We start from the raw sequence: 16,277 nt of genomic DNA, 5'->3' as shown, positions 1-16,277 counted from the left end.
CGTTTGTTTAGATTCTTAGAAGGCTCCTTAGTCGTGGCTGTGTTTTATGCCTTCGGCGCATTTCGCGCAATAAGGCCAAGCGGTGGAGCCATCAACATAATGCTCTTTTTTCCAGATAGGGACTCTAGATTTGGTTTGGTCGATAATGTAGCGTGCAGCTTCGAACGCGGCATCGCGGTGGGCGGCTGAAACGGAGACACAGACAGCCATGTCGCCGATAGCGAGGTGACCGATACGGTGCTCACAGTTCGCGGAGACAATTGAGAATTTTTCCATCGCCTCTTCAATGACGCGGGTTCCCTCCTTTTCAGCGAGGCTGACGTAGGCGGAGTATTCTAGGGATTCGACGGATTTGCCTTCGTGATGGTTGCGCACCCACCCTTCGAAGCTGACGAAGCCGCCAGCAGTGGGATCGAGTGTGCGTTCGCGCAGGGCTGCGTGGTCGATAGTGGTTTCCGTGATCTTGAACATGATTATGAGTTTACCATGGGTAGAACTTGCAGCGAGAACCTGCAGCAAGTGGTGTTTCTGCAGGGTGCATTTCCACTACTCCCTGACAAGCGAGAAGCGCGGAGTAGTCGCCGGAATTATTCGGAGCTGAGGGATGGATTTGGCCATTTTCGATTTTCGCGGCAAGCAGGTGGGTGAGATGAGGTAAGGTTTTGCTTTCGGCTGCGAGTGGGAGTTCGCAGATTTCGGATGGGGCTCCTAGCATTTGTCTCAGAGCGGGCACTACGTAGCGGGCCATGCAGGCCATGACTGAGAGAGGGTTGCCTGGAAGAGCGAAGATTGGGATGTCTCTGAAGAAGTACCCGAGTGGTTTGCCTGGGCGCTGGCTGACTCCGTGGAAGAGAGGCGCGCCAGCTAGTTCTCTAAGAATCGGGGCGATGTAGTCGAATTTTCCTTTGGATACACCACCGGTGAGAATGACGGCGTCTGAAGAATCGAGTGCCTGAGTGATCGCTTGGCGAGTCGCATCCTCGTCATCGGCGATGTGGAGATGGTTGAGAGTGCCGAGTTGGTTTGAGATTATGATGGAGCGGATTGCCGTCGGGTGGCTGGCGCGAATTTGATAATCCAGTGGAGTTTGATTCGGAGGGACAACTTCATCGCCAGAGGTGATGAGAGTGATGCGCGGGAGCAGGGATACTTGCACTTGAGTGGCGCCACAGCTGGCAGCTATCGAGAGTTCTGGTGCGCGGAGGAGGCTTCCTGAATCGACAAGGACACTGCCTGGCTGATGGTCAGAGGCAGTGGTGTGGATAAAGTTACCACGGTTATATGTCTCTTCGCATTTAAGCTTCGCTTGTCCTTGAGCGATTTCGATCGCTTCAATGGGAATGACGCAGTCGCAGCCAGCTGGCAGGATGGCTCCGGTCATGATTTCGAAGCATTGGTCAGTGGCTGTGAGTTGAGCAGCTGGTTCGCCTGCAGCTTGGATGCCTGCAATTTTCCATTGCTTAAGCTTCGCGGTGGAGTCGATGGCGATCCCGTCCATCATCGCTCGATCAAATGGAGGAACTGGTCGGTCGGCACAAATAGGAGCTCTCAGAATGCGGCCAAAAGCGGCATTGAGATCGACAGCTTCGCTCTGGATCAGCGGAAGGCTTGCAGAAATAGAATCAAAAGCGGATAATGGCTGAACGAGAGATGGCATTTCTCTGACACAGAAAACTGCATCTCGATGAGCGACAACAGGAAAATACGCTTTTTTCAATTGTCAGCTGAAAAAGCCTCGCTAGCTTGCCGACCATGAATCTGACTGACACCCTGCAACGACCACTCCGCGATCTACGGATCTCGGTGACAGACCGTTGTAATTTCAGGTGTCGCTACTGTATGCCGGCGGAAATTTTCGGGCCGGATTATCAATTCTTGCCGCGTGATGAGATTTTGCGCTTTGGTGAGATCGAGACGCTGGCACGCATTTTTGTAGAAATGGGAGTGCGCAAGATTCGTTTGACTGGCGGTGAACCGCTTTTGAGACGCGATCTCGATGTCTTAGTAGAGAAGCTGGCATCGATCGATGGAGTGGAGGATATAGCGATGACGACGAATGCGTCACTTTTGGCGCGCAATGCGGAGAAGTTGAGAGCGGCGGGCTTGCACCGAGTGACGGTATCGCTGGATGCGCTGGACGATGCGATTTTTGGAAAAATGAATGGTGTCGGTGCGAAAGCGCAGAAGGTGGTGGATGGAATTGATGCTGCATTGGAGGCAGGTCTCGGCGTGAAGGTGAACGCAGTGGTGCAGAAGGGCGTAAATGAATCTGAACTTCTGCCATTAGCGAGGTTCGCAGCTGAGCGCGGTGTACCGATTCGCTACATTGAGTACATGGACACAGGGAATAGCAATGGTTGGAAACATGAGCAGGTAGTGCCATCGTACAAGGTGTTAGAGCTACTGCGGGGAGAGTTTGATTTAGTGGAGGTGGAAAATGCTAAATTAGGTGAGACTGCCAAGCGTTTCCACGTGAAAGGTCTGGATGGATTCGAGGTCGGATTTATCAGTTCGGTAAGCAAGCCATTTTGTCGTGAATGTAATCGGATTCGTATTTCTGCGCAGGGGCACTTGTACACTTGTCTGTTCGCTGCGGATGGTTACGACATTAAAACTCCGCTACGCAATGGTGAAGGGAATGAGGCTTTGCAGGCGCGAGTTCAGAGCTTGTGGGGTAAGCGAGATGATCGCTATTCAGAACTTCGCAGTGAGGGCATGGCGCCGATAGCGAAGAAGGAGATGTCTTACCTTGGTGGGTGAGAATGTTGAGTGGTGAATGGGTTCAGCCTGTGATGGTGCGACATTTTGGTTGCAATTGAATAATTGCTCGGTAGAAGCGCGCAGCGGCTAGGCGTTGACTTAGCGGCAATTCATGGAAGCCCGTAGCACGGGCAGGAAATAGATGGGGAATTCGGTGATGCTCACGTAGCTATTCCGAAGCGGTACCGCCACTGTAATACTAACAGCTGTTAGTTAAGCCAGGTTACCAGCCATGGATACCAACTTCACACCCTTGCGGATTACAAGGTGAGAACTATGAAATCATTACATACACACAGCTCAAATTTGAGCACGAAGGTGGTGGCTGGCCTCGTTGTGGCTAGCCAAGTCGTCGCTTCTGCAGAAGAAGTGAAAGAAGAAGTTGTCGCTAAATTAGATGAGACAACTGTGATCGCGACTAAGTTTGAGAAGGATTTAAGTGATGTCTCAAGCAGCGTTGCTGTGCTCGATGCTGATGCGCTCTTGAATGAAGGTAAAGTTTCGGTGCAAGATGCGATTGGGTATAGAGTTCCTGGGGTGATTGCTACCTCGACAGCAGGTCAACGAGGTCAAGCTGGCTCGCTTTTTATTCGTGGTATGACTACTAACAAGTCGCAGATGCGCTTAGACGGTGTGCGGGTGAGTGACTCAACTAGTACCTTTGCCAAATTCCTTGGTAGTTCGAACCTTTACGGACTTTCTAACATCGAAGTGCTAAAGGGTGCAGCAAGTTCAGTATACGGCGCTGGCGCTATTGGTGGTGTTGTAGCTCTTAATACAGCAAAAGGTGAGGGTAAACCTATGCACTCTTTAACAGCTGAGTATGGATCTTTTAACAGCTGGTTGGGAAATCTTAGTTCACAAGGGCAGGTCGGAGGCCTTTCTTATAACGTGGGTTTGACTGCTGAGGACACTCAGAATGATTCGAACGCGATAGTAGATGGTAATGATTTCACTCAGCTTACGTATTATTCACGCTTCGATTACGCGATCGACTCTGATTCCTCTGTTGGTTTGACGCTACGTGGTGGAGATGCTGATTCCGAAACTCCTGAACGTGGAAATCCCGTAGCGAACACTCCTCAAGTAAGTGAGTACAATAGAATTTTTGCTACTCTTTTTTACGAAAATCAAATTTCTGAAGCCTGGAACACACGTGTGACTTTGGGTTTTAGCAAAGAAGATTTTGAGAGTAGAGGTTACAGCGAAGATTATGATTGGATGACTTACTTGCCACTTGGTACGTATTCAGAATCTAACTTTGATTCTAACACCGAGCGTTATTCTATTTATTGGGATAATGAGTATGTCTGGTCTGAAGGTCACACAACAGTCGTTGGAAGTTATTTTGAAAATTCTGAGTATGAGAGTACTTACCAAGAAGCTGCTGAGCGTGATACTTTTGGTGTTTATGTGAATCATAGTTGGCAGGTTATTGATAGCCTGCAGCTCAATGGGACACTTGGTTGGGACGATCACGATGACTTCGGTGATGTGTGGACTTGGAATGCTGGAGCAAGTTATAATGTGCTCACTGACACAGCGATTAAAGCAAATGTCGGCAAAGGCTTTCGCGCTCCAACATTTGGTGAGTTAGATGGTAACGATCTGGATGCTGAATCGTCATTGAACTGGGATTTTGGAGTTGAACAAGAGATCGGCGATACGCGTGTGTCTGTGACGTGGTTTGAAAATGACATTGAAGACTTCATTGAGTTCCAAGGATTTGATCCAAGCACATTTGCAGCTGTGTACGGAAATGCAGAGGGCAAGACAAAGACCAATGGTCTTGAGCTTGGGATAGATGCTGACATTGAGGAAATTCGTTCGGTTGTTTTTGCTTCTTATACGTATTACCAGAATACACTCGATGCGATCATCCCTCAGCAGACAGCTGCAGCGGGTATAGATACAGCGATCACTTCTGATATTAATGCGGGTTTGGTGGCTACTTGGGTGGATCAGCGTACTTCCAGTGATCAAGCGGTCGATACATTGGATAGTTACTTTCTCATCGATTTGTATTCCAACTATCAGGTGACGGAGAATCTAAAGTTGCATGCGCGTATCGAGAACCTGTTTGATGAACATTATATCCTTGGCGACTTCAGTGGGATTTATGGCGAACTGAACGCTGTTCAAGGCCGTGGTCGTGGATTCTACGGAGGAGTGACTCTCACGTTCTAAGTTAGAAGTTTTTTACTTAGCTAATGAGCTGCACGATTTCGGTCGTGCAGCTTTGTTGGTTGTATGGCAATAGAAAGAGGAAGTATGCGAAAGATTCACAATGAATACCTCGAGCACAAGTTCGAGTTGCCGGAGAAGCCTGAGCGGATTGTGTCCTTGGTTTCGTCGGCGACCGAGGCGATTGATAGGATGGGATTTCATGAGCGCTTGTGTGGGGTGTCTGAGTATTGCCATCGCTATATCGATACCTCTGAGCTGCCGGTAGTGGGACAATACATGACGGCTGATTTGGAGGCGATCCAGGAACTGAAACCTGATTTAGTGCTTCTTACTACAGGTATTCAACGTCGACTAAGTAAGCGGTTGGCGGAGCAGGGCTTGCCGATTTATAACTTTTCTCTGCCTAGCAGCTTTGAAGGTATTTTAGAAAATATCCATGTGTTAGGTGGCTTGATGAATGAGTTAGCGGCTGCGAGGGAATTGACTCAAAAGCTGCGGAAACAAGCTGAGTTCCTGCGTTCGATTCACCAATTTGAGTCGCGTCCACGGGTGTATGTGGAGTTGTGGTTGGGGAGACATCGAAGGGCTGTGGGTGGGCTGAGTTATATCAGAGATATTGTTGAACTAGCTGGTGGGGAGTTAGTGTATGGTGAGCACCCAGAAGGATATTTTGAAAATGATTTTGTAGATTTAGCGAAGGAGAATGTGGATGCTTATGTGTTCTTTCATGAGCCAGAGTATTTAGTGGATGGGAAGGCATTGGTCAGAGAGCGAGCATGGAACGAAGGGCTTCCAGTGTTGATGTCGACTGTGGAGGTTGGTGATAACATGATTCAAGACGGGCCGAGTATGTTAGAGACGGTGAAGTGGCTGCATTCTGAACTTAGTCTACACTATTCATGAAGTTTACGAAGATAGTGGTTGTGCTGGCAGTTACGCTTGTTGCTTTTTGGGGCAGTGCGGTGTTTAAGCGCGTAGCGAAGGATGTTCAGGAGGAGTCTGTTGAGAGAGTCGAGGATGAGCAGATCATCGCGATGGCTCCGAGCTCTGGTGAGGTGTTATTTGAGCTGGGGTTAGGAGATCAACTGGTGGGCGTTTCGCGTTACATGCGTTACCCTAAAGCGGCAGAAGGAATTCCTAAGATTGGCGGATATTTGGATGTAGATTTGGAGAGTTTGTTAGGCTTAGAGCCAACGGTGGTTGTATTACTTAAGGAGCAAGCTGATTTGGCGAAGCAATTAGATGGATTAGGAGTACAACATATGGCTGTAGATCATATGTCGATTGGAGGGATTCAGGAATCCGTGAAGATTCTTGGGGAGAGATTTCAGAAGGAAGCGAAAGCCCAGATCGTGACTGAGAGCATTCAGCAAGCTATTAGTGAGGCTGAAAACGCGGGTGATGGTAAAGGAAAGTTGAAGGTGTTGATTTCTCTCGGAAGAAGCGCGGGTGATGGATTGATCGGGACTCTGACCGCAGCGGGAGCAAAGGGCTACCATCAAGAATTGCTGAAAGTGATTGGGGTGGAAAATGCGTATCAAGGAGGAGAGGCGTTTCCTCAGTTGAATAGGGAGCACTTGTTGCGGATGGATCCTGATATCATTATTGATCTTTTCAATAGCTCGGACTTTCGGAGTCTGGGGGAAGAGCGGATTTTGAATGATTGGCAGCAGTTAGAGGAGCTGACTGCTGTGAAAGAAGGCCAGGTGCATGTGTTAGGTGATGATGTGCATTTCATTCCAGGGCCTCGGTTCGTGGTAACTTTGCAAGTAATTGCTGAAATAGTGGAGGCTTATGCAATCGACTGATCGATCAAAGCTATTGCTCGAGTGCGTTGATGTGGGCTACTCGGTGGGTAAGGCGAAGACTTTGCTTCAGGGGGTGAGTTTTTTAGTCAATGAAGGAGAGCATTGTGCTGTAGTGGGACCGAATGGTGCGGGGAAGACGACTTTGCTGAACCTTTTGTTAGGTTTAAATGAGCTGAGCGCGGGTGACGTGCTGTATCGTGGCAATTCTATTAAAGGAAAGACGCAGCGAGAACTTGCTAAATTGGTAGCTTATGTGCCGCAGTTGTTGGCGACAGAGATTCCGTACTCGGTGTTAGAATTTGTGGCAATGGGGCGATATGCTCATGGTGGTGGTGAGGATGATGACGCTGTGGTGCGTGCCATGGAGATGGTGGATGTGGTGCAATTCAAAGACAGGGCGGTGGCTAGTTTGAGTGGTGGAGAGCGACAGAGGGTATGTATTGCAGCAGCGTTGGCGCAGGAGGCACCTTTGTTAGTGTTAGATGAACCGCTATCTCATCTCGATCCTGGGCAGCGGTTAGAGATTCGTCGAGTGATTCGTCAATTGCCTAAGAATATCACGATAATCGCAGTGACCCACGACATGGATTGGTTATTAGAGGATTTTAATCGCGTATTGTGCATTACAGGTGGAGCGCTCAAATATGATGTGGATGTGGAGGGGTTCGTGCAGCAGGAGCTTGCCGAGGAACTATTTGGGCACGGCTTAGGAGGATTGGTGGAGAAGCGTTATGGGGAGGTGAAGACGTGAAAGCTTTGAGTGTATTGTTATTGGTGTTGTTGAGTTTAGTTTTCGCTCCTTTGTCAGGGGAGTCTTGGATTTCTCCATGGAGCGATGCGGAAACGAGTCGTGTGATTTTATGGGAAGTGAGACTTCCGAGGGTGCTGTTAGCCTTTATCTGCGGTGCGGCATTGTCGCTCGGAGGCTTGGTGTTCCAGGCGATGTTTCGCAATGCTTTGGCGACTCCGTATACCTTGGGGGTGGCGAGTGGTTCGGCATTTTGCGTGGCATTGGTGAGTTTGCTGGGGTTACAGTTTAGTTTGTTAGGGATTTCAGGTTTGTCGTTGGCTGGGATGGTTGGCGCGTTTTTATCGATTGGGATTGTTTATGGTTTGTCTCGTTTGGTGGGAGGGTTTGCATCGACTAGCTTGCTGTTAGGTGGGGTGATATTAGGTTTCTTTTTCTCAAGTTTGACGATGCTGGTGCAGCATTTTAGTGATGCGACGAGCATGTATCGTCTCGTGCGTTGGGGGATGGGGAGTTTGGGGCATGCGAGTTATGAGAGCGTTCTGACGGTGTTTCCGTTTGTGGTGACTGGAGCGATGGTGATTGCCTGTTACAGAAAAGAGTTAGATCATTTAGTACTCGGTGATGTGTTAGCCAAAAGCCGTGGCGTGGAGGTGGATGTGGTTCGGCGTGGGTTATTTTTTGCAGTGTCGCTGATGGTAGCGGGAGTGGTTTCGGTGTGTGGGCCGATTGGATTTGTTGGAATCATAGTTCCGCATTTGTGTCGCAAACTGTTCGGGGTGAAGCACCAGAGCCTGTACTTTTATTCAATACTTCTTGGGGGAGTTTTTTTGGTCTGGTGTGATACTTTGGCTCGTTCGCTCACCGCGGGCTCGGATCTGCCAGTGGGAATTGTGACTGCGCTATTAGGTGGGCCATTTTTCTTAGTGGTATTGGTGCGTAAGCAAGGCCAATAGTAGGAGCTTTTTGAGTGGTATTGAATATTCTTGTCAGAGCTGTAGCTCTCAGTAATGTGTTAGATGCTTCAATTACATTTGGTAGTGGAGCATTTAACAAATCCATTAGTGAGCACTATGAAATTCAATGTAAGAGGAGTTGGAGCTGCCATTGGCGTAGCAGCCTGTTGTTTGAGTCAAGCTGGCGAACTACCGAGTGTAGAGGCGTTAGAAAAGGTGGCGAAGGCGGCGCATGCTAAGTTTAAAGACGACCAAGGTGGGAAGAATGCGGATTATATTCCAGCATTGGCTGAAGTTCCGAGTGAGTTGTTCGGAGTAGTGATCGTCACGAAGAATGGCGACGTGATCAAGGTGGGGGATGTGGATACGTCATTTTCAATCCAGTCGTGTTCGAAGGTGTTCACTATGTCATTGGTGATGCAGGAATCTGGTGAGCAGGTGATTTACGACAAAGTGAATGTGGAGCCAACGGGTGAGGCATTTAATTCGATTCAGGCGATTGAGGAAGGTGATGGGCGAGCGGATAACCCATTTGTTAATGCGGGGGCGATTGCGACTGTGAGTTTGATTAAGGCTAAGACTGCTGAGGAGCGCTGGGATAAAATTATCAAAATCTATGAGAAGTTTGCGGGAAGCAAGCTGGAGGTGCTGGCGGACATTTATAAATCGGAAGCGGAAACGAATTTTAGGAATCGGGGAATTGCGGCTGTGCTGTACAATTCTAACAACCTCTTTGCCGAACCGCTGATGGTGACCGATGTGTATACTAAGCAATGTTCTGTAGGGGTGAATGCTGAGCAGCTTGCTGTGATGGGTGGGACCTTAGCGAACAATGGGGTGAATCCTGTGACGAAGGAGAAGGTGATTGATGCGAAGTACGTTCCAAAAGTCTTGGCGGTGATGATGATGAATGGTTTCTATGATGGTTCCGGGCGCTGGGCTTGGAATGCGGGAGTTCCAGCGAAAACTGGTGTCGGTGGAGGTGTGGTGGCTGTGGTTCCTAACAAGTTAGCGATAGTTGGCTTTGCCCCACCACTGGATGAGCAAGGGAACAGTGTCCGTGCGCAGAAGGCAATTGAGTACATTGTGGATACGCTTGGTTTGAGTGTGTTTGGACCAGGGAAATAAACTGAAGCCATCATGAATTATTCTTCATCAAGTTTACAATGTGCTTTGCTTGCGAGTGTCATGTGCATACCGGTAACGGTTGTGGCTGATGACGCTCAAGAGATAGCTGAGCTTAAAAAGTCTGCTGCAGAAATGCAGCAAATGATGGCGCAGATGCAGCAGCGCATTGCAGAGTTAGAGGCGAAGCAGAAGCAACGGGTGGCGGAGCTCGCTGAGGCGAAATCGCCGCCAACTCAAGCCCCCGCAGTGGCAGTGCGGCCCCTACAGCCGGTGCTGAAGTCTGAGTCAACAGTGCAAGAAAAGGAACAAACGATTCCTCCGCAATTGTTAGGTAAGAAGGCTAAGGTGACGTATCGACGGACATTGAATGATCAGCAGGCAGCGATGACTCGTCCGCTGGATTACACCTTAGACCCAGCGTATACTGGGTTTTTCTCGGTGCCTAACACGCCGATGGTGATAAAGCTAAATGCGAAACCTAGAGTGGATATGACCTATGACAATAGGTACACGGGAGCGCCTTCGCGCTTTATTCCAGCGAAGTTCCCATTGCGTGGCGATGCCAATTTCGGCGGTAGTGGGCAGTTTAATATGAATGCGAATGGTACGCAGTTGATTGCAGACGTGCGTGCACCTTCGGAGCCTGGCAACTTACGTTTTTATTATCAGAACGATTTCTTTGGCGATGACGACAAGGACATGCGCTATCGACTGCAACATATCTACGGCCAATACTTCGGGTTGAAAGTTGGTTTTACCACGAGTGCTTGGGAGAATGGTGATGTGTGGCCTGATACGGTGGATTACGAAGGGCCAAATGCGGTGATCTTTGCGCGTCGGCCAGTGGCGCAGTTTACCCATGCAATTAATGAAAACTGGAATGCGACTGTAGGGGTAGAGAAGCCTGATTTTTTTGTTGATGCTGACCAGCGACTTGCTCGGCTCCCTGATTTTGCATTTAACACGCGATGGGAAGACGAGAAGTGGGGGCACCTTCAGTTGAGTAGTATTTTGCGAGAAATCGGCGCACGTGATGTGTCGGGAATGGATCATCGTGATTTTGGTTGGGGGCTCAATGCGGGTTTTAATTTGAATTTAGGCGAAGCGGATTCTATCCAATTCCTAGGGGTGATAGGCGAAGGTGTCGGTGGAATGGGTAACGATACGAGCTTTCTCAATAGTGACGGAGGTTTCGCAGCTGATGGTAGTTTCGAGGCCTTGCCTTATTGGAGCTTGATGGGAGCGTGGACGCACCATTGGGATGACCGCTTCAGAACCAATTTGGTGTATGGTCACGCGAACCTCGATCCAGCATCGGGTATGGACCCAGATTTTTATTCGTACAGTAATTACGGTGCAGCCAATGTGATCTGGCAGCTTGGCGATCGATGGTCGTTAGGTTTTGAGGGATTATATGGCTACAAGGAAGGTGCGAGTGGGAGAAATAGTGATGACATGTTTCGTTTTCAGATGGGCATGGTTTATTCGCTCTTTGATTAACAGATGTTATTCTGTGTGTGAGTTAGCCTCTGGCTGTTATGCTAGCCAGAGGCTTTTTTAGCATCTCGAGGATTGAATGAATGAGGCAGGTGGTTTTGAATTCGAGGAAGATGAGCGAGAGAACCATTGGAATCATTGCAGGGAATGGAATTTACCCTGAAACATTTATAGCGGCAGCTAGGAAGAAGGTAGCTGGCGTCAAGCTAGTGGCCGCTGGTTTTCATGGAGAGACGAAAGAGGATGTCGCTCAGTTGGTCGATGCGATGGATTGGTTTCGTGTGGGCCAGCTCGGGAAGCTGATTAAATTTTTCAAAAAAGAGGGTGTGACGGAAGCGATCATGGTGGGTCAGATCGCGCCTCGAAATCTGTTTGATCTACGTCCAGATATGCGGACTTTGATGCTGTTAGCTCGAGTGAAAGAGCGCAATGCCGAGACACTTTTTGGGGCAATAGCTGAGGAGTTAGAGAAGGATGGGATTACATTGATTGATGCGACGACCCATCTTGAAGAAATTCTACCTGAGCCAGGGCATGTGTGTGGGCCAAAGCTCAAGCAACGTGCGATCGAGGACGCGGAGTATGGTTTTAGGATCGCGAAGGAGACCAGTCGTTTAGACATAGGTCAGAGTGTGGTTGTACGTCATGGGACGGTGCTGGCGGTGGAAGCATTTGAGGGAACTAATGATTGTATCAAGCGTGGTGGCGAGCTGGGGCGTGGTAAGAGTTGCACTTTGGCAAAGGTTTCCAAACCGAATCAGGATTTCCGTTTTGATGTTCCTTGTCTCGGAGCTCTAACAATCGAAGCCTGTCATCAAGCAGGGGTGAATGTGATCGCTTGTGAAGCTCATAAGACTTTGATTCTTGGCATGGACGAGGTGATCGAGCTGTGCAATAGCTACGAAATTACTATTGTGGCGCTCGATGGTGAGAGCCTTTAGTGAGTTTCCTATTCGATTAGCTTGGCTAAGGTCTTGCTTGCTTCTTCTAGATTCTTTAAAAGCTGGGCCATGAAAATTAAGGCTGGAGTCGCTGGTACAGGTTCAATGGGGCGTAATCATGCTCGTTGTTATTCTTTGTTAGAAAATGCAGAACTCACAGCGATTTACGATCAAGACATTGAGCGGGCACGTGCTGTCGCTGAGGAGTTTGGTGGGCAAGCGGTATCTTCACTCGAGGAGTTAGCGGATTTGTGCCAAGCAGTGAGCGTGGCAGTACCGACAGTGGTTCACAGAGAAGTGGGGTGCACGCTGATGGATCTGGGCTGTGATGTGCTGATGGAAAAACCTATCGCCAATAGCCTCGACGATGCGCGAGCATTGATTGAAACATCGCACCAGAAGGATCGTATTCTCCAAGTCGGTCACATTGAGCGTTTTAACCCAGTGATGCGTTCACTCGAGGAGCGCTTGACCGAGCCGAAATTTATCGAAGCGCATCGTCTCTCGCCATTTCCTAACAGGAGTATGGATATTGGGGTGGTGTTAGATGTGATGATTCACGATCTTGAAATTATTTTACATTTGGTGAAGAGTCCAGTGGCTAGCATTGATGCAGTGGGGGTGAATGTGTTGACTCAACGCGAAGACATAGCAAATGCACGGATTCGTTTTGAAAATGGTTGTGTGGCGAATGTGACTGCGAGCCGGATTTCACCTGAGAAAATGCGCAAATTGCGGGTGTTCCAAGGGGATTGTTATTTATCGCTCGATTACCAAGAGCAGAGTGGCGAGATGTATTGGAAAGAGGGGATGACGATTCAGAAAAGCCAAGTGGAAGTTGAGAAAGATGAACCGTTGAAGCTTGAACTCGCGGCATTTATTGATTGTTCGGCCAAGGGGGAAACACCTGCAGTGACAGGTCAGCACGGAGCGGCAGCCTTAGACGTGGCGCTTGAGATTACCAATCTGATTAACGAGTCACTATAGTGGCATGAGATTTGCTAGATGAATGGTGCTAATGGCTTGATGTTGATATCAGTCATAGCATAAAAATAATGACCGTGGATAAAGTGGAGATTCCTAGAAAGGCGATTTATCGCATATCGATTTACAGTCGATGCCTTCGACGCCTGAGCGAAAAGGGGATCGAGACCGTGAGTTCGTCTGCACTTGCCTCAGCTGCAGGGGTGAAACCTGCTCAGCTGCGGAAGGATTTAGGATATTTTGGCCAATTTGGAACGCGCGGATTGGGCTACCCGGTAGAGGTTTTACTGAAAACCTTCCGCGAGGTATTAGGGCGTGCAACGCTACAGCCAGTGATTCTAGTAGGTGCTGGGAACTTGGGGCGCGCCTTGCTGCGCTACGAAGGTTTCTTAAAAGAAGGTTTCGAGGTACTTGGAGCCTTTGATAAGAAGGCGGAAGCGATCGATACCTCACGTGTGCCAGTTCCCGTGTATCCTGATACGGAGATGGTTAATTTTATTAAAGAGAATCACGTGCGCATGGCGATTCTCTGTGTACCTGCTGAGTTCGGACAAGGAGTGGCAAATACACTCGTTGAGGCAGGGGTTCAGGGGATTCTTAATTTCTCACCAACCATTCTTCAAGTTCCAGAAAACGTGGTGGTGACCCGTGTGGATCTAGCGATGGAGCTAGAAAATTTGAGCTTCTTTATTGATCAGTAGAGCAGTTGAGCCAGCGGTGCTGGCTGCTAGAGAGGCGTTTTATAGTGGGGGATTGAGGAGAGGAAAGGTAGCTTGACGACATGTCGGCTATGACGGAGTGACAAATGAACTGGGCGTTCGGAGATTTCGAGAGTGGGTTTGCTCGGCTCGAACACTTCTCAAGCCCCTCCTATCAGTGCTTTTTTCCAATCAGTCACCTGAGTAGTATGAACCTGACACTTCTTTGCTATTTCATGAATCGTCAGCTGCCCACGCAGTACCTCGATAGCTACTTTACTCTTAAGATGGGCACTAAATTTACGTCTTTTCATTGGTTGCTTTATCTTATTTTGATGTGGCAACCTACCCAATTTTTTCAGACTAGCACTTGCTTCGCAAGAGCATTGGCGGGGGGTGAAGGTTTAGAATTTAAGATGGGATTGGGTGTGGGGAGGAAAAAATGATTCGACTCTTGAAGTGGGATCGGGGCGTGTGTGAGGGTGGGTGCTCATTTAACGTATTTTAGGAAGTAATAGACACATGGACATTGGTATTTGGATTAGTTTAATTTTGTATTTTGGATTGATGATTTTGATCGGCGTGTACGCGGCGAAGAAATCGACCTCAAGTTCTGAGGAGTACATGCTGGGTGGGCGGAATTTGCATCCTGCTGTGGCTGCATTGTCAGCGGGTGCTTCCGACATGTCTGGCTGGCTGTTGATGGGCTTGCCTGGGGCGCTGTACGCTGCGGGAATGGTCGAAGCGTGGATTGGGATTGGTTTATTTGTTGGAGCTTTGATTAACTGGGTGGTGGTGGCGCCGCGTTTGCGGGAGCAGACCGAACGCTATGATAATGCGCTGACGATTCCTGAATTTTTAGCGAAGCGTTTTCCTTCGCGGGCGATGGCTTTGAGAATGGTTTCGGCGGTGATCGTGGTGGTGTTTTTTATTGTCTACACGGCGTCAGGATTGGTGGCTGGGGGCAAGTTGTTTGCCAGTGCGTTTGGCGACTTAATTAATATTGGGGGGATGAGTGATTATATTTTTGGGGTGTGGTTCACCTTGGCGATTGTGCTGACTTATACAGTGATTGGTGGTTTTTTAGCGGTCAGCCTAACGGACTTTGTGCAGGGCTGCATCATGATGTTGGCACTGGTGATCATGCCTGTGGTGATTTTGACTACGGGTCAGGGAGAAGGTGTGGCGACTGCGGGTGAGCGCTTGCAGGAGATTGATCCGACGTATTTGTCGTTGTTTGAGGGGATCACGATTGCCGGGTTGGTATCGGCATTAGCGTGGGGCTTGGGTTACTTTGGTCAGCCACATATCATTGTGCGATTCATGGCGGTGCGTTCGGTAGCGGATGTGGCTAAAGCGCGAAACATCGGGATGAGCTGGATGGCCATTTCGGTGCTCGGAGCCGTTGGTTTGGGGATCTTTGGACGCGCGTATATTGAGCGCAATGGGATCGCCATTGAGGATCCTGAAACGATCTTTATTGTACTAGCTGAGTTGCTGTTTCACCCGCTGGTGACTGGTTTCCTCTATGCAGCATTGTTGGCGGCGATTATGTCGACAATTTCTAGTCAGCTGCTGGTTTCTTCATCGTCTCTAACGGAGGACTTTTACCGTCTATTTTTGAATAAGGAGGCGAGTAATAAACAGCTCGTGACGGTGGGTCGCGTGAGTGTGTTGTTAGTTGGAGTGATTGCTGCACTGATGGCGAACGATCCGAATGCGCAGGTGTTAGGACTAGTTTCTAACGCATGGGCAGGATTTGGAGCAGCCTTTGGTCCGATGATTATTTTGTCGCTGACATGGAAGAAAATGTCAGGCGCTGGAGCGATTGCTGGGATGCTGACAGGAGCGGTGACTGTGATCGGATGGATCGGTCTTGGCTGGGGAGATTCATTCCTCGGCGGTCCTGGCATTTACGAGATTATTCCAGGCTTCATTTTCGCTTGGTTGGCGATCGTGGTGGTGAGTTTAAAAACTCCAACTGCCGGTGAGTATCGTCCACTGAAGGAATATTAAGCGTTTTTAAGAGGTCGTGCCGGCAATAAGTTGGCGAGAAAGTCCCATTAATAAGCTTTAGGCTATGTGTTTCGTAGGTATGAGATGTGTAGCCTTTTTGTTATGTAGCCTCGAAATGTGTGAATCGCTGTGGTAGAGTGATGAGTGGAGAATTAGCCCCTTAGAACGATGAATACCCTCAATGAAATCAACGAAGCATGGAATCGCGCGGACCGCGACAAATTAGCAGCCTTTCTCAGTGTCATCCCAGGACTCGGTCATTTATATAAACACAATTACTTGGCCGGTTTTGGGATATTGATATTGGGCAACCTGTTTGTGGCTTTCGTCACGGCGTGGTTGGCCTTAGCGACTTTTGGTCTCGCTTTGGTTATTGTCCCAGCTGTTTATATCTGCGGAGTGGCAGCTTGCGCCTACTCGGTAGAGGATCGCCACGGTAAGCACGAGCTACTGCACCCATGGAGAGTTAATACCAAATAGCATTCCAAAAGAGACAAATGATTTTTTGGAGGCTTGAAGAATTGTGCTACACGAAAAAAAAGTAGCGTCGGGCA

Annotated in this window: 16 protein-coding genes and 1 riboswitch; of the genes, 13 read left to right on the top strand and 3 right to left on the bottom strand. The window is 48.9% G+C overall.

What is annotated here, in order from left to right; translation table 11 throughout:
• Nucleotides 1-27: 27 nt before the first annotated feature.
• Entirely contained in the window at nucleotides 28-471 is a 444-nt protein-coding gene (locus ACFPK9_RS02510) for a molybdenum cofactor biosynthesis protein MoaE (RefSeq protein ID WP_377093018.1), read from the bottom strand.
• A 10-nt stretch (nucleotides 472-481) separates the two neighbouring features.
• Nucleotides 482-1,657 carry a molybdopterin molybdotransferase MoeA gene (locus ACFPK9_RS02505; protein WP_377093016.1) on the bottom strand — a complete coding sequence of 392 codons (1,176 nt, stop codon included), beginning with the start codon at nucleotides 1,655-1,657 and terminating at the stop codon, nucleotides 482-484.
• 95 nt (nucleotides 1,658-1,752) lie between these two features.
• Between ACFPK9_RS02505 and moaA the strand changes: the two genes are divergently transcribed.
• The 11 genes from moaA to ACFPK9_RS02450 all read left to right on the top strand — a co-directional run bounded on the left by moaA (nucleotide 1,753) and on the right by ACFPK9_RS02450 (nucleotide 13,710).
• Nucleotides 1,753-2,760: a GTP 3',8-cyclase MoaA gene (gene moaA / locus ACFPK9_RS02500; protein ID WP_377093015.1), complete on the top strand. Its 1,008-nt coding sequence runs from the start codon at nucleotides 1,753-1,755 to the stop codon at nucleotides 2,758-2,760.
• 96 nt (nucleotides 2,761-2,856) lie between these two features.
• Nucleotides 2,857-3,009: riboswitch (cobalamin riboswitch) on the top strand.
• Between the two features lie 27 nt (nucleotides 3,010-3,036).
• Nucleotides 3,037-4,947 (top strand): TonB-dependent receptor plug domain-containing protein, encoded by a 1,911-nt coding sequence (locus ACFPK9_RS02495; RefSeq protein WP_377093013.1) that lies wholly within the window; start codon nucleotides 3,037-3,039, stop codon nucleotides 4,945-4,947.
• Between the two features lie 84 nt (nucleotides 4,948-5,031).
• Nucleotides 5,032-5,850 carry an ABC transporter substrate-binding protein gene (locus ACFPK9_RS02490; protein WP_377093012.1) on the top strand — a complete coding sequence of 273 codons (819 nt, stop codon included), beginning with the start codon at nucleotides 5,032-5,034 and terminating at the stop codon, nucleotides 5,848-5,850.
• Nucleotides 5,847-6,755, top strand: a complete 909-nt coding sequence (locus ACFPK9_RS02485; RefSeq protein WP_377093011.1) for an ABC transporter substrate-binding protein — start codon at nucleotides 5,847-5,849, stop codon at nucleotides 6,753-6,755. Before ACFPK9_RS02490 ends, ACFPK9_RS02485 begins: the two co-directional genes overlap by 4 nt.
• Nucleotides 6,742-7,506 carry an ABC transporter ATP-binding protein gene (locus tag ACFPK9_RS02480; protein WP_377093009.1) on the top strand — a complete coding sequence of 255 codons (765 nt, stop codon included), beginning with the start codon at nucleotides 6,742-6,744 and terminating at the stop codon, nucleotides 7,504-7,506. The genes ACFPK9_RS02485 and ACFPK9_RS02480 overlap by 14 nt, the downstream gene beginning before the upstream one ends.
• Complete coding sequence (locus tag ACFPK9_RS02475; protein ID WP_377093008.1) at nucleotides 7,503-8,459, top strand: FecCD family ABC transporter permease; 957 nt, start codon at nucleotides 7,503-7,505, stop codon at nucleotides 8,457-8,459. The genes ACFPK9_RS02480 and ACFPK9_RS02475 overlap by 4 nt, the downstream gene beginning before the upstream one ends.
• A 117-nt stretch (nucleotides 8,460-8,576) precedes the next feature.
• Nucleotides 8,577-9,587, top strand: a complete 1,011-nt coding sequence (gene glsA / locus ACFPK9_RS02470) for a glutaminase A (protein WP_377093007.1) — start codon at nucleotides 8,577-8,579, stop codon at nucleotides 9,585-9,587.
• Between the two features lie 81 nt (nucleotides 9,588-9,668).
• Nucleotides 9,669-11,087: a DcaP family trimeric outer membrane transporter gene (locus tag ACFPK9_RS02465; protein WP_377093005.1), complete on the top strand. Its 1,419-nt coding sequence runs from the start codon at nucleotides 9,669-9,671 to the stop codon at nucleotides 11,085-11,087.
• Between the two features lie 110 nt (nucleotides 11,088-11,197).
• A complete protein-coding gene (locus ACFPK9_RS02460; RefSeq protein WP_377093003.1) occupies nucleotides 11,198-12,025 on the top strand; it encodes an LpxI family protein in 828 nt (275 codons plus the stop codon).
• Nucleotides 12,026-12,094: 69 nt separating this feature from the next.
• Entirely contained in the window at nucleotides 12,095-13,012 is a 918-nt protein-coding gene (locus tag ACFPK9_RS02455; RefSeq protein ID WP_377093002.1) for a Gfo/Idh/MocA family oxidoreductase, read from the top strand.
• Nucleotides 13,013-13,080: 68 nt separating this feature from the next.
• Entirely contained in the window at nucleotides 13,081-13,710 is a 630-nt protein-coding gene (locus tag ACFPK9_RS02450) for a redox-sensing transcriptional repressor Rex (RefSeq protein WP_377093001.1), read from the top strand.
• A 158-nt stretch (nucleotides 13,711-13,868) separates the two neighbouring features.
• On the opposite strand, the gene ACFPK9_RS02445 is transcribed toward ACFPK9_RS02450, so the two are convergent.
• Entirely contained in the window at nucleotides 13,869-14,021 is a 153-nt protein-coding gene (locus ACFPK9_RS02445) for a transposase (protein WP_377093000.1), read from the bottom strand.
• Between the two features lie 208 nt (nucleotides 14,022-14,229).
• Between ACFPK9_RS02445 and putP the strand changes: the two genes are divergently transcribed.
• Together putP and ACFPK9_RS02435 are read left to right on the top strand one after the other, a co-directional pair.
• A complete protein-coding gene (gene putP, locus ACFPK9_RS02440) occupies nucleotides 14,230-15,723 on the top strand; it encodes a sodium/proline symporter PutP (RefSeq protein ID WP_377092999.1) in 1,494 nt (497 codons plus the stop codon).
• 168 nt (nucleotides 15,724-15,891) lie between these two features.
• Nucleotides 15,892-16,203 (top strand): hypothetical protein, encoded by a 312-nt coding sequence (locus tag ACFPK9_RS02435; RefSeq protein WP_377092998.1) that lies wholly within the window; start codon nucleotides 15,892-15,894, stop codon nucleotides 16,201-16,203.
• The last annotated feature ends 74 nt before the right edge of the window (nucleotides 16,204-16,277 follow it).

The organism is Rubritalea spongiae, from assembly GCF_042652385.1.
In the GTDB taxonomy this organism is placed as follows: Bacteria; Verrucomicrobiota; Verrucomicrobiia; order Verrucomicrobiales; family Akkermansiaceae; genus Rubritalea; species Rubritalea spongiae.
Note: the sequence above shows the minus strand (reverse complement) of the source record. Positions and strands in the feature narration are given on the sequence as shown.

Coding starts and splice junctions, on each gene's coding strand:
- ACFPK9_RS02495 (WP_377093013.1), top strand. CDS start 3,037: ATGAAATCATTACATACACACAGCTCAAATTTGAGCACGAAGGTGGTG.
- ACFPK9_RS02485 (WP_377093011.1), top strand. CDS start 5,847: ATGAAGTTTACGAAGATAGTGGTTGTGCTGGCAGTTACGCTTGTTGCT.
- ACFPK9_RS02510 (WP_377093018.1), bottom strand. CDS start 471: ATGTTCAAGATCACGGAAACCACTATCGACCACGCAGCCCTGCGCGAA.
- glsA (WP_377093007.1), top strand. CDS start 8,577: ATGAAATTCAATGTAAGAGGAGTTGGAGCTGCCATTGGCGTAGCAGCC.
- putP (WP_377092999.1), top strand. CDS start 14,230: ATGGACATTGGTATTTGGATTAGTTTAATTTTGTATTTTGGATTGATG.
- ACFPK9_RS02490 (WP_377093012.1), top strand. CDS start 5,032: ATGCGAAAGATTCACAATGAATACCTCGAGCACAAGTTCGAGTTGCCG.
- moaA (WP_377093015.1), top strand. CDS start 1,753: ATGAATCTGACTGACACCCTGCAACGACCACTCCGCGATCTACGGATC.
- ACFPK9_RS02505 (WP_377093016.1), bottom strand. CDS start 1,657: ATGCCATCTCTCGTTCAGCCATTATCCGCTTTTGATTCTATTTCTGCA.
- ACFPK9_RS02455 (WP_377093002.1), top strand. CDS start 12,095: ATGAAAATTAAGGCTGGAGTCGCTGGTACAGGTTCAATGGGGCGTAAT.
- ACFPK9_RS02460 (WP_377093003.1), top strand. CDS start 11,198: ATGAGCGAGAGAACCATTGGAATCATTGCAGGGAATGGAATTTACCCT.
- ACFPK9_RS02435 (WP_377092998.1), top strand. CDS start 15,892: ATGAATACCCTCAATGAAATCAACGAAGCATGGAATCGCGCGGACCGC.
- ACFPK9_RS02480 (WP_377093009.1), top strand. CDS start 6,742: ATGCAATCGACTGATCGATCAAAGCTATTGCTCGAGTGCGTTGATGTG.
- ACFPK9_RS02450 (WP_377093001.1), top strand. CDS start 13,081: ATGACCGTGGATAAAGTGGAGATTCCTAGAAAGGCGATTTATCGCATA.
- ACFPK9_RS02445 (WP_377093000.1), bottom strand. CDS start 14,021: ATGAAAAGACGTAAATTTAGTGCCCATCTTAAGAGTAAAGTAGCTATC.